The sequence below is a fragment of the Desulfallas thermosapovorans DSM 6562 genome (assembly GCF_008124625.1).
In the GTDB taxonomy this organism is placed as follows: domain Bacteria; phylum Bacillota; class Desulfotomaculia; order Desulfotomaculales; family Desulfallaceae; genus Sporotomaculum; species Sporotomaculum thermosapovorans.
In genome coordinates this window covers 51,218-64,380 of sequence record NZ_VNHM01000001.1, presented here as the reverse complement: position 1 = coordinate 64,380, position 13,163 = coordinate 51,218, and the positions used below count along the sequence as shown (strand labels likewise).

General features: G+C 43.5%; 12 protein-coding genes and 1 tRNA gene. 1 reads left to right on the top strand and 12 read right to left on the bottom strand.

Going from position 1 to position 13,163, the window contains the following annotated elements; genetic code table 11:
* Positions 1-11 precede the first annotated feature (11 nt).
* The 10 genes from LX24_RS00330 to LX24_RS00285 all read right to left on the bottom strand — a co-directional run bounded on the left by LX24_RS00330 (position 12) and on the right by LX24_RS00285 (position 9,362).
* Entirely contained in the window at positions 12-509 is a 498-nt protein-coding gene (locus LX24_RS00330) for a hypothetical protein (protein ID WP_166510152.1), read from the bottom strand.
* Positions 510-601: 92 nt separating this feature from the next.
* The gene (locus tag LX24_RS00325) at positions 602-1,477 is read right to left on the bottom strand and encodes a radical SAM protein (RefSeq protein ID WP_166510151.1); all 876 of its coding nucleotides are present in this window, start codon (positions 1,475-1,477) and stop codon (positions 602-604) included.
* Positions 1,478-1,503: 26 nt separating this feature from the next.
* Positions 1,504-1,776, bottom strand: a complete 273-nt coding sequence (locus tag LX24_RS00320; RefSeq protein WP_166510150.1) for a late competence development ComFB family protein — start codon at positions 1,774-1,776, stop codon at positions 1,504-1,506.
* A 30-nt stretch (positions 1,777-1,806) separates the two neighbouring features.
* Positions 1,807-2,907, bottom strand: a complete 1,101-nt coding sequence (locus LX24_RS00315; protein ID WP_166510149.1) for a 6-phosphofructokinase — start codon at positions 2,905-2,907, stop codon at positions 1,807-1,809.
* 39 nt (positions 2,908-2,946) lie between these two features.
* Positions 2,947-3,726, bottom strand: a complete 780-nt coding sequence (locus LX24_RS00310) for an alpha/beta fold hydrolase (RefSeq protein WP_166510148.1) — start codon at positions 3,724-3,726, stop codon at positions 2,947-2,949.
* A 152-nt stretch (positions 3,727-3,878) separates the two neighbouring features.
* A complete protein-coding gene (locus LX24_RS00305) occupies positions 3,879-4,028 on the bottom strand; it encodes a hypothetical protein (protein WP_166510147.1) in 150 nt (49 codons plus the stop codon).
* Positions 4,029-4,063: 35 nt separating this feature from the next.
* On the bottom strand, positions 4,064-6,823 hold the full coding sequence (locus LX24_RS00300) for a UPF0182 family membrane protein (RefSeq protein ID WP_166510146.1): 2,760 nt from the start codon (positions 6,821-6,823) through the stop codon (positions 4,064-4,066).
* Positions 6,824-6,891: 68 nt separating this feature from the next.
* Complete coding sequence (locus LX24_RS00295) at positions 6,892-7,077, bottom strand: hypothetical protein (protein WP_166510406.1); 186 nt, start codon at positions 7,075-7,077, stop codon at positions 6,892-6,894.
* A gap of 129 nt (positions 7,078-7,206) precedes the next feature.
* The gene (locus LX24_RS00290; RefSeq protein WP_166510145.1) at positions 7,207-8,232 is read right to left on the bottom strand and encodes a hypothetical protein; all 1,026 of its coding nucleotides are present in this window, start codon (positions 8,230-8,232) and stop codon (positions 7,207-7,209) included.
* Between the two features lie 194 nt (positions 8,233-8,426).
* Positions 8,427-9,362 carry a D-alanine--D-alanine ligase gene (locus LX24_RS00285; protein ID WP_166510144.1) on the bottom strand — a complete coding sequence of 312 codons (936 nt, stop codon included), beginning with the start codon at positions 9,360-9,362 and terminating at the stop codon, positions 8,427-8,429.
* Positions 9,363-9,498: 136 nt separating this feature from the next.
* On the opposite strand from LX24_RS00285, the gene LX24_RS00280 reads away from it, so the two are divergent.
* A tRNA-Trp gene (locus LX24_RS00280) sits at positions 9,499-9,574 on the top strand.
* A gap of 244 nt (positions 9,575-9,818) precedes the next feature.
* On the opposite strand, the gene panB is transcribed toward LX24_RS00280, so the two are convergent.
* Both panB and fusA read right to left on the bottom strand, forming a co-directional pair.
* Positions 9,819-10,682 carry a 3-methyl-2-oxobutanoate hydroxymethyltransferase gene (panB, locus tag LX24_RS00275; RefSeq protein ID WP_166510143.1) on the bottom strand — a complete coding sequence of 288 codons (864 nt, stop codon included), beginning with the start codon at positions 10,680-10,682 and terminating at the stop codon, positions 9,819-9,821.
* Positions 10,683-11,129: 447 nt separating this feature from the next.
* On the bottom strand, positions 11,130-13,151 hold the full coding sequence (gene fusA / locus LX24_RS00270) for an elongation factor G (RefSeq protein ID WP_166510142.1): 2,022 nt from the start codon (positions 13,149-13,151) through the stop codon (positions 11,130-11,132).
* Between the last annotated feature and the right edge of the window lie 12 nt (positions 13,152-13,163).

Sequence of the window (13,163 nt, the reverse complement as noted above, 5' to 3'; positions counted from 1 at the left end):
AATTTTCAGGCTCAATAATTAGTCACCTCCTGGTCTAGTAACGGATTGTTATCGGGACACCAATAGAAATCCATATCTTTAATGCGCCAAAAACCGTCTTGTGATTTTTGTAAAGTAAACACTCCCCTACCCTTTTGTACATTTTTTGTTATAACGTCTATATCTTTCAAATATGCTGAGGCAACTGCTGTATTTCCATTTTTATAAACAATATGGCAATTCTCAAGAAAAGTCAAGCTGTACCAATCCGTGCTGGTTACTCTATATTTTTTAACCGAATCCAAAATATTATCTAGAGCGGGATCTGTATAAAACCTGCTTAATTCAACCTGGTAATTCGATTCGCTAGACCACCAATTATATTCCATCGCCTGTTTGATCAGTCGCATAATGTTATGTTCTTCATTATCAATAACGGTCGCTCGTGGGTCCACCGCGTATTGAGCACCGGCACAGTTTAGTGAAAACAGTAAACAGACGGCGAAAGTGATTAGGTATTTTACAAACAAAGCAATTGCCTCCTCCAATATGGTAATATAAGCATATATTACCATAAATAGTAAGCAATTGCTTTATTATTTTACTTTTATAAAAATCTTTTTTACAAGCCCCTTCTGTACTCCGGTCTTAACGGTATCGTTCCAGGTTGCGAAATGGCTTGCTCCAGTATAGTTATCAGACTATTCTTATCTTTATTTAATATCCCGCGTAAAGGCAAGTAATTGGAGGCGTGATTGGTTCTGAAAATACAATTGGTTAGGTCCATATTTTCCAGTAAACATTTCATTTCCCGTAGGATTTGCATGGCATCGGGCAGTATAAACTTACCTTGCTGTATCTGCCTGTATAAAACTGTGTTGGGAACAGGCATCAGGGTCAGCGCACCCAGGTATGTGGGGTTTATGGCAGTAATTACCTTGGCGGTTTCCAAAGCATGTTCCTTCCATAATGCAGTGCCTCCAAGTCCGTTGATGATAGTTACCGATAGTTCAAATCCAGTTTGTAGAGCTTTTCTCCCGGCCTGTATCATTTCTTTGGCAGATACCCCTTTACAGACAGTCTTTAATATGTTGTCACTACCGGTTTCTACGCCAAGATATAATAAACTAATCCCGGCGTTATGAATTTCCTTCAACTCATCCACAGATTTGGTCAAAATATCCTTGGGACCGGCGTACATGCTGATTCGCTTCAGACCAGGGAATTTTTTATAAAGATAAAAAGCTGTTTTTAAAATGAGAGGTGTATCCGCCGCCAGAGCGTCACCGTCTGCCAGGAAAACCTTTTTAATACCCTTCATTTGGGCTGAGCAAATATCTATATCCCCCTTGATTTCTTCCCATGTTTTTACGCGGTACGTCTTGCCTTTATACATGCCGCAAAAAGTACAGGCATTATGGCGGCACCCGATGGTGAGTTGGAAAATGAGGCTGAATGCTTCGCTGGGTGGCCTGAAGACCGGAGGTTCAAGATGCATGGAAGAATCACCTCCTACTAATTTTTTTAATGTCTGGGATGCTGCCGTACTCTTTGAATTGCCGAGGTCAGTGCAGCAATAACTTGGGCTTTGCCCCCTACTTGATCAAAAACCGCTTTTGTATAAACTCTACCAATATCAGTGACCACATACTTGGGGGGTAAATTATTTAGTGCCAGGGCCATAATATCATTTTTGCAGCGTTCGCATTTACAAGTGCCCGGGTTTTGGCTGGCGTATGCTTGTAAAACCTCATTAATCAATTCCTTTACAGCCAGTTCAGAATAATTAATTATCATAGCCGCCCGACACTCCTTTCAGACCACGGTTTAATAATCGCCCAGGCAAATGCCCAGTTGCCTGGCTACCCTGACCAGTTCTCCATCTACAGGCACTTTATTCAGTTCCCCTATGGCCTGCTCCAGTGGAACTGATTCGATATTTTGTCCCTTAAGACATACCATGCGTCCGAATTGACCTTCGGCAGCTAAATTTACCGCCCCTGTGCCGTAACGGGTGGCTAAAATACGATCATAGGCAGTGGGTGACCCGCCCCTTTGCAGGTGTCCCAGCACGGTTACCCGGGATTCCTTGCCTGTTGCGGATTCAATGGCCTGGGCCACCACATTGCCGATACCGCCCAAACGAATGGGATCAAAGCTATCCTCAACGCGTTTGCTAACCACCATTTCACCGCCCAGGGGTTTAGCACCTTCAGCCACTACTACAATGCTGAATTTTTTCTTCTCCCGGCTGCGGGCATTGATTTTCTCCACTACAACATCCATATTGTATGGTATTTCAGGTATTAAAATAACATCGGCTCCACCAGCCAAACCGGAAGCCAGCGCTATCCACCCGGCATATCGTCCCATTACTTCCAATACCATAACCCGGTGATGGGATTCAGCAGTGGTGTGAAGCTTATCAATGGCCTCGGATGCAGTGGTGAGGGCGGTATCAAAGCCGAATGTCTGGTCGGTGGCCGAAAGGTCATTGTCGATGGTTTTGGGAACACCCACGACCTTTAATCCCTGGTCATGCAATTCCTTGCCAATGGCCAGGCTGCCGTCGCCGCCGATAACGATAAGAGCTTCTATATTATGGATGCTAATGTTTTCAAAAACCCGGTCCGATACATCAGCAAAAACTTTTTCATTGCCTTTAACTACCGGATAATGAAAGGGGTTGTCGCGGTTAGTGGTGCCAAGAATGGTTCCGCCTCGAGGGAGTATTCCTACCACATCGGCTTCGGTTAACTCCCGGGCCTGGTTTTTAATTAGCCCGCCGAAGCCATTTTCAAAACCTACAACGCTCATTTGGTATTCTCGGATGGCTGTTTTGACAACAGCTCGAATGACAGCGTTCAGACCAGGTGCATCGCCACCTCCGGTAAGAACACCTATGCGTTTGACCATCGATTTAGCCATAGTTATACCTCCCTTAGATAATTACCCAGTTGAACATTTTTACCCTGATATCACCGATACCAGATCCGTGGCAAATTTTTCGATACTGGTGTTTATTTGATGGGGTTTTTCCAGCATCATCATGTGACCGGCCTGCGAGATTATTTGCAGTTGTGAGTTTGGAATATTATCGGCCAGGTATTGGCTGTATTTAGGTGGAGTTAAGCGGTCTGCGTCGGCTCCGATAACCAGCGTGGGTGTCATAATGTTTTTAATTTGTTCAATATAATTGAAACTGTCACAAGCCAAAAAATCGCTATAATAAATACTGGGCGCAGTATTTTCCATCTCTAATTCGGCCTGTCTCAATAACTCTGGATTGGTTGTATCACTGTAAGCAAAATTGATAAATTCGGGAAATAACTGGCCGGCCTTAAAGGTTTCCAGGATAGCAGGTGCTACCCGTAGCCTGGCACCGGTGCCGATAAGTATCAAGCCGCTTAATTTATTGGGAAAACGAAGGGCAAAATCCATGGCGATGGCTCCACCCATGGAATGTCCGGCTAAGATAAACCCTGTCCCCAGCGTCCGCTCGGTGAAATCATATAAAAAACTGCTATAATCTTTAATTTCCCGGCATGGCTCACCTTCAGAAATACCGTGCCCCGGCAAATCAACGGCTATAGTTAAAAACTTTTGCCCTAGTTCAGTAGTTTGATATGCCCAGTGTTTATGGTTGCCCCCGGCACCATGGACAAATATAATGGCGTGGTTACAATTCCCTTGGGGTACTCCGGCAGCATAATGAAATGTTTTGCTATCAATAACAACCTTAGGCACAAACTTGTCCCCCCTTGATAAAAAGGCCACCGGTTATTTATAACCGGCGGCTTCTTAGCTTGATTATGGAACCGGTTGCCAGCGTTCCGGCAAGGCCGTTTTAGCAAGTACACAGGATTGGGATTCTGTTAACTTATTATAACGTTAACGGATTAATGATGAGCATTACATGATTGTTTTTGTTTTTTATCTTCTCCGGTAAATTTGCTCCATTTAATGGCAAAGCCATAACAAATCGCCAGCAATGCTATTGAGGTTACCACCCCAAATACTAATCCCTGCCACCAACTTTCAAAAAACATATATACTCATCTCCTTCCCAATGAATATTATAACTCTATTCCGCTTGTGCGGACAAATCTTTTAAAGTCTTCTCCAATTTACCAATCGCCTCGCCATAACCCGCCCAATCACCGTTTTGCAGTTTGGTTTGGGCTTCGTTATATAAATTGTTCGCCGTATCTATTAATTCTTTTAACGTCGCTGGTGCTTTATCTACCGGTTCTTGGTCTGTAAGCGATGGCTGCTGGCCGTCGTTTGTGGTATCATTAATGGCGGTGCCGAAAATTTTGTTCAAAGCCGTGTCCAATGTGGGCTCCATGACGATCCGGTCATTGTGAGCCACGATTACCCGTCGCAACTCCGGCATCCTACTTTGTTCCGATTGCAGGTATAACGGTTCTACGTAAAGCAAAGAGTTTTCCACCGGTATGACCAGCAGGTTGCCCCTGATTACCGAGGATCCTCGCTGATTCCACAGGGTCAACTGTTGTGAAATCACAGTATCCTGATCGATACGGGCTTCTATTTGCATTGGTCCGTATACTAATTCCTGTTTTGGAAACTCATAAACCAGTAATTCACCATAGTTTGGATCGTCTGACCTGGCGGCCATCCAGCCAATCATATTGGTTTTGTTATTTGGCGTAAAGGGTAAAATCAACACGTATTCCGGCTTTTCGCTTTCCGGTAACTTGATGATGTTGTAATAAGGTTCCAGGGTTACTTCCTCGTTATAAAACTTTTCGGTGGGAATGTTCCACCTATCCTCTTGATTATACAATACTTCAGTATTGGTCATATGGAAAACCGTATATTTTTCCGCCTGGATATTAAACAGGTCGGCCGGGTAACGGATATGCTCCCTTAAATCTCCGGGCATTTCACTAAGCGGCTTAAAAACACCGGGAAAAATTTTAGCGTAAGTCTGGATAATTGGATCTTCATTATCAGACACATAAAAATCTACCTGTCCGGTATAGGCGTTGATTATCACCTTGACGGCATTGCGGATGTAATTGTTCCCGCCTCTGTAAGGCTCAGAATAAGGGTACATATTTGTTGTGGTATAGGCATCCCACATCCAGTGCAGGGCACCGGAATTATCTATCACGATATATGGATCACTGTCAAAACTAAGAAAGGGGGCCAGTTTGGTTACTCTATCCTTGATATTTCGATAATAGAGTATTTGGCTGCTGTTCTCCAAGTCGCTGGCCAGAAGTAGTTTATAATCGGCAAAGGCCAGAGCAAAAACTGCTTTACGCAAAAAATTATTTACTTTAACACCGTTTTTGCCTTCGTAGGTGGTATATGCGTTTTCAGTACCCACCGGATAGTCGAATTCCTGGGTTTTTGTGTTAACTATCACATAATTATCTGTTAGCTCACCAAAGTAAATCTCGGGTCGTGTTACCTTTACATCTATCTCACTGGATGGCGGAATATTTTTAATAAAAAGCTCAGGTAACCCTTCCGAGGTCATTTTGTTCACTGGATTCATGGTTACGCCATAACCGTGGGTATATTTGAGCCGTTCATTAATCCAGGTTTTAGCGGTGCTTGACAATTGAGCCTGATCAAGTTCCCTGGCCGCCAGCATTACCTGCCGGTACTCGCCATTAATTGTGTAGCGATCGATATCAATGTTTTCCAGCTCATAATATGGTCTTATTTCTTGTAATTGCTGGTATGTTTCCCGTAGCGGTCGCCAGTCCCAAAGCCGTATGTTATTAACCGTTTCCCGGTTGTTTTCTATGTCCGCAGCGCTGAGTACCTGTCCCGCCGGGAATTTTTTAATTTGTACCTGATTCAGGTTATATGCCATTCTGGTATATTTTATGGAATTGGCAATGTAAGGCGATTCCTTATTTAACTCATTTGGCTTTACTATCAAATTTTGTACTGCCGATGGGTAGATGCCGCCTAAAATTATTGAGGCTAATATCAACCCGCCGATACTATATAATATAAGCTTAAACCGGCGCAAAAAAATATTAATGATAATGACCAGGGCAATGAGCAAGGCGATAAAGAAAAGCGCTTTATAGGCCAGTAACCGGGCATGAATATCCGTGTAGCCAGGGCCGAAGGTGACACCGTTGCCTGAGTATAAAAGCATATATTGTTCCAATCTATAGCCCCAGGCCCGGACAAGGAAAAAAAGCGCCGCCAAAAATGAAAGATGCAGCCGGGCAGCCATGGAGTTAAAAACTTTACCAACCCCGTCTTTGCCGGTTTCAGATAAAAAGTATACCAAAGCCACGGTGAAGGCAGACAGAATAATAAACCAGGTAATGAGTTGGTATAAAAACAGGTAAAAGGGCAAATTAAATACGTATTTACCTATGTCATTGTTGAAGATGGGGTCGGTAACGCCAAAGGTAGTGCTATGCAAGTATTTCTGCACTATAACCCAATCACCGGTTACCGCGGAACTTACAAAAAAGGCTAAGGCGGTACTGATGGCCAAGTAGGTCAGCGTAAGCAGGCGAGGTGTCAAATATTTATTCAATGGTGATTGGTAAATAGTGATGATATCATCATCAGTTCTATTAATCTGGCGGGCATTAATGCTCTGCAGTACAGATTTTCTGGTTAGTATTAAGTTTACAAAGATGAATATTAAAGCCGACAGCCCTACCAGTAATCGCAGGCCTATCTCGGACAGCAGTATCGTTTTAAATATATTGATATAACCAAGGGATTGGTACCATAGCCAGTCAATATAAAGATGTGCGCCCCACCTGGCCACAAGCAAGAAAATTAATAAAGCTGCCACAACTATTGTTGTTAGCCACTTAAAGCCTTTTTGCAACTGATCTCCTCCTTATAAAATTTGGAACCTGACCGGGTGCAGGCCGTTAAGGCTAAGTTAATTGCATTTTACATTGGTTTTGCTGGTTTTTTTGTCTCATCTGCTTCGTGACGTATCTTTGCTTCGCATAGCTGGCAAAATGAAGGCACTTTTTTGGGCATATCTTCGTCATCGTCATCAAGAAAAGGATTTTTATTCTCTTCCACAATCTGATCCGGGTCAAACATTTTGCCACACATAATGCATCTTTTCATAGCCAATTGGACTCACCTCCGGTGATGTTTGTAATTATGATAATATTCTCCGTCGGAGGTGCGATTCCTGCAAACTTGAAAAGGCTATGTAAACAATACGAACAGCCGGTAGTTGGGCATCATTTTATATTAAAAGGCTTTCTTTAGCTCCTGGGCGATGGTTTCAGGTAGCAATACCGTCCAGGGGTCATCGTGCATTATTTGCATATGGGTAATATCACTGCCTACCAGGGGGAATATGGTGAACCTGCCCACGATCCTGACATGGATGGCAAAACCTTTATTCTCGTTGCTGGTAAAAAACAAGGCGGCGTTAAATGAAACGATGTTATTTTGGTTATAGTAACGTATTACTTTACATAGACCGGCGGCCAAGTCATTTAGGTCATCATCGGTGATATCAACGATGGTTTGTTTACCTGGCAGTATGCCCATTACATCGCCAATATGGCGTGGTGCAAAGGCGCATAGCCAGTGTACCTGCCCGGTTTGGCCAACATACCTGTCACCATTATTAATTTCACTGTTAATCAAATCTGTCCAATAATTGCTTTTGTGTTTAGTTAAGTAATTTTCCGATGCCCTGATTAACTGTTTGTCATAATTGCTGGGTTCCTTACCTGCCAACACTTGCAGGTGAGGGTGTATTAAGGATCCCCCGGCATAAGGCATATAATTCCATCCGATGGATAGGTAACGGGCTTCTTCCGGGTCGGTGGCAATGACTCTTTGTAAATAATTCAGACCGGCTCGGAAACTGTTTGCAATCAAATTCACATCAATTTCTTCCATGGGAATGTAATGTTGGGATGACATCACCACCAGTGAAGCATATTTTTCATAGGGGTTTAAATTAGGGATTACCGTAGCGTTACCCATTCTGATACGCCCCTCGGGGGCGATGTTCACGGGAAATTTGGGTGTTGCCTTATCCAATATTCCCGGACAAAACGGGCAAAATTTTTGTTTAGATTCTTCGACAAAGGGTGTCCAATCGTGCCTGTGTAATATAAATTTGCGAAAGGGAAAAATACGAGAGATTTGTCCCGTTAATGGGTCATATCGAATTTCACTTACTACTGTTTTAGGCGCAAAATTATTCATTGGATCCAAAAAGGTGGATTCATTCAAAGTTTTAATAAATTGTATTGACATTATTGGGCCCCCCGTTATTTGTTATCGGTATTGGTGAACTGTAGCATACTCCAATAGTGTTAAAGTTATTCTGGAATACCTGTGGAATATCTTATGTAAACTAAATAATGCTGTTTGTAAATACTTGTCCATTATATATATAACTATCCGCGTTGGATTGACTGTCTTAACAGCCAATCCAACGTTACATACGGTTATTTTTCCAAAGCTAACTGAACTAACTTGTTCACCAGTGTTTCAAATGATATGCCCGCTGCCCTGGCGGCATCGGGAAAAAGGCTGGTTTCCGTCATCCCCGGTATGGTATTGACTTCTAGAATATATGGTTGATCGTTGTTATCGACTATAAAATCAACCCTGGACAGTCCCCTGCAGCCAATAGCCAAATAAGTCTTAAGCGCAAGATCTTTAATTTTTTGCTGCACATTATCAGGCAATCGTGGTGGAATAATATGGTCACTTAGTCCAACAGTGTATTTCGCTGCATAATCATATACTCCTGTGGTCGAGAAAATCTCAATCAAAGGTAATACTTCCGGTTTCTCATTACCTAGAACCGAGGCGGTTACTTCCGTTCCATTCACCATTTTTTCCACCAGTATTTCATGGTCATACTGGAAAGCCTGGTCAATGGCGCTGCTAATACTGTCCTGGTGGTGCACGAATGAAATACCGATAGTGGAACCCTGGGTAGCAGCTTTAACCACAACAGGTAATCCCATGGCCAGTATTTTTTCTTTGAGTTTAACCTGTGCTTCCTGGTTGTACTCACTGCGTGTAATTGTGAAAAATTCCGGGGTTGGCAAACCCTCATACAATAAAATCTTCTTTGTGGCAATTTTATTTATGGCAGTGGCACTTGCTAATACACCAGGACCGGTATAAGGTATTTCCAATATTTCTAAAAGACCTTGAATGGTACCGTCTTCGCCATATTTGCCATGTAGGGCAATAAAAGCCAGCTCGATTTTTTTACTTTTTAAATTTTCCACAATGTTTTTATCCACATCAATTTTCACCGCATCATAACCATTGGATAGCAACGCCCGGTAGATTGCTTCTCCGGTGCGTAATGATACTTCCCTTTCCGCCGAGCGTCCGCCCAGTAAAACACCGATTTTGGGGCCCATTAAGCCACCTCCGAGATAAGTAGTTGTTTATATATATTCGGTTGGGTTTGTAAAAATCCTTTGTACACCACATATTTCCCTTGACTGTTCGGAAATATTATTTTATAATTACATTTGTCACAGTAATAAACGACATAGGGGAGTAGCTCAATTGGTAGAGCAACGGTCTCCAAAACCGTGGGCTGCGGGTTCGAGTCCTGTCTCCCCTGCCAGTAATAAAGTCCTTGAATTTCAAGGGCTTTTTTGTATGTTCGCCTGAAATGTCTGCCGAGCCGGTGGGTTGAAGGAAACCCTGTCAACTAACTAGCGGAAGACAACCCATAGGCAAGGGCTCGATTCGATATAAAAAACGCAGGAACATGCTGAAAAGCTTCCTGCGTTTTATGTTAATAGATTGAGTTGCATACCGTGTTTCGATCCGAGTCATATGTGTGGGACATAGTTTTGGGTTTCTGTTTATAGAATACCTTCGGTTTTTAATTCGTCCGTTAACTGCTCCACCAACTCCCGGGGCATACTGAAAGAGTGCTCATTGTCCGGGAACACACCTTCACGTACTTCGTTGGCATAGGTGTTTAATGCCTTTTGCATTTCTTCACCCAAATTGGCATAGCGTTTTACAAACTTGGGTGTATATCTATCAAACAGTCCCAACAAATCATGGATAACCAGTACCTGACCATCGCAGTAATTTCCGGCCCCAATGCCGATGGTGGGCACCTGAACACTTTCCGTGATTATTTTAGCCACCGGGCTGGGTATGGCCTCCAGAACGATAGCAAATACACCCGCTTTTTCCAGAGCCAGCGCATCTTTGACTATTTGTTTAGCATCCTTAAGGTTTTTACCCTGTACTTTAAAACCACCCAGTTGAGCAGCGCTCTGGGGTGTTAAACCAATATGACCCATTACCGGTATGCCGGCTCTGACCAAGGCGGCCACGGTATTTGCTATTCGTTCCCCACCTTCCAATTTAACGGCATCCATACGTCCTTCCCTAATAATCCGGCCTGCATTGGCCATAGCTTGCTCTGCATTTATTTCATAAGTCATGAAGGGCATGTCACCCACCAAGAAAGTGTGTTTACCTGCGTTGGCCACCGCCTTGCAAAACACAAGCATGGTATCCAGATCAATTTGTACTGTTTTTTCATAGCCCATCATGGTATTGGCTGCAGAATCGCCCACAAGTATCATATCTATATCGGATTTGTCCACCTGGGACATCATGGCAAAATCATAGGTTGTTACCATGGTGATTTTTTTACCCTGCTTTTTCATTTCCTTAAACTTTAGTATACTGGCTTTTTGTTTCTCCACTTCATTCACTCCTTATAGCAATTTGCACTATTGTTCCTATTGGGCCATATAATTATTAGCAGAGTCATTTTCAAAAATTTTTATAAGAGTTATTTTTAATCTGGTGACATATGTTCAATAAATGATTATGCTTGGACGACAAAAAAACCTCCGGACAAGTCCGAAGGATGTAACACTCCTTTTACAAACCCGTCTCGGTCCAACCGGCTCCAAGCGGAGATATATTAGATTAACCCATAAAAGCATCACCTACCCAACCAGCTGAGAAATTGGTACGGTTCCAGAACGGATACCGTCCAATATAAAATAAATTTTAACATATCATGCAATGTTGTGGCAATATTTTTATAATTTTTACTACAGCTGAAATTTTTAATCAGTGTATTCAACATGGTATAAAAAATAAGGCTGGCTTGTTACAACCAGCCTATTTTTATACTGCAATATCTATTTTTCCGCTTCGGCTTCCGCTTTAGCCTTTTGTATGATTTCCTCGGCCAACTTGGCGGGAACCTCTTCATAGCTATAAAACTCCATTTTGAATTGCCCGCGACCCTGGGTCATGGACTTGAGATCATTGGCATACTTGAACATTTCCGACATCGGCACATGGGCTTTTACTACGGTGCCATCTTCAACCTGGTCAGTACCCAGCACGCGACCGCGTTTGGTATTAAAGTCGCCGATAATGTCCCCCATAAATTCGTCCGGTACGGTTACCTCAACATACATTATGGGTTCTAAAAGGGCTGGCTTGGCCAAGGGAATCGCCTTTTTAAAAGCTAAAGAGGCGGCAATTTTAAAGGCCATTTCAGATGAGTCAACACTATGGTAAGAACCATCATACAATGTGGCTTTTAAGCCCACTGTGGGATAACCGGCCAGGGCACCTTCCAGCATAGCTTCCCTTAAGCCCTTTTCCACTGCGGGGAAGTAATTGCGAGGTACTGCACCGCCAAAGACTTCTTCATGGAATTCAAAGTCACCTTCAGCCAGAGGCTCGAACCTTATCCATACATGGCCGTACTGCCCGCGACCACCGGATTGTTTTTTGTGTTTACCTTCCACTTCCACTTTGGAACGGATGGTCTCCCTGTAGGGAACCTTGGGTTCTTCTGTAATCACGTCAACACCATAACGACGTTTTAGATTATGAATCATAATATTTACATGAGCCTCACCCATGCCGGTGAGAAGGGTCTGCTTGGTTTCAGCATTTTTTTCCACCCTGAGTGATGGATCTTCTTCCAAAAGTTTGTGCACTGCATCGCCCAATTTATCCTCGTCGTTCTTGCTTTTGGGAGCAATAGCCAGGGTGTAGTTGGGTACCGGGAAGTCAATTCCCTCCAATGCCTCTTTGTTATCTTTATCACACAAAGTATCGCCGGAACTGGTGTCGGTTAACTTGACCACCACCGCCAAATCCCCACAGGCTACCTGAGAAGTTTGTTCCGAATGTTTGCCGCGCACGAATAATACCTGGCCTATTTTTTCGTTTTTCTCTTTGGTAGCGTTATAAACTTGGGTGTCTGCTTTTAATGTGCCACGGAAAACCCGAATAAAATTCATACGACCTACGTAGGGGTCGGCCAGAGTTTTAAATACCAGTGCGGCCATCGGTCCTTCCTCGCATTTGGGGGCCGGCAGATATTGAGATAAAAAGTCGCTTAATTGTGTAATGGCCATATTTCTGGTTGCAGACCCGCAGAGCACCGGGACGGCCTTGGCTGTGGCGATACTATTATGCAGTCCCGATTTAATCTCTTCGGAGGTTAATTCCTCCCCTTCCAAATACTTCATGGTTAGGTCATCATCGCCCTCGGCCGCGGCTTCCACCAATTTTTCACGATACTCCGCCAGTTGATTCTGCAGTTCAGCAGGGATGTCAATTTCTTTAGGTTTGCCACCTTTATCGAACTCATATGCCCTTTGGTTAAGTACGTCCACGACGCCTTTGTAATCCAGTCCCTCCCCTATGGGAAAGTTTATGGGGACAAAATTTGCCTTGAATTTAGTGTTTAATTCATCCATTAACTTGGAAAAACTGGCGTTTTCCCGGTCCATTTTATTAATGAAGGCCACCCGGGGCAGTTCACTCTTTTGGGTTGACTTCCAGATAATCTCATGCTGGACCTGGACACCGTCCACGGCCGAGAATACAAACATTGCTGTATCGGCTACCCGCAAAGCACCTTTCACTTCGCCTATAAAATCGGAAAACCCTGGGGTATCCAGAAGGTTTAATTTAACATTGTTAACTTCAGCGGGCACCAAGCTGGTGTGTACCGTGGATTGGCGTTGTGCCTCTTCGGGATGATAATCCGACACGGTGGTGCCGTCTTCTACCCTGCCAATTCGATTTATCACTCCGGTGTTGAATAGCATTGCTTCCACCAGAGATGTTTTTCCCGCACCACCGTGACCTACAATGGCGATGTTGCGGAGTTGTTCGGTAGTATAGTTCTTCAAAACATGTGCCTC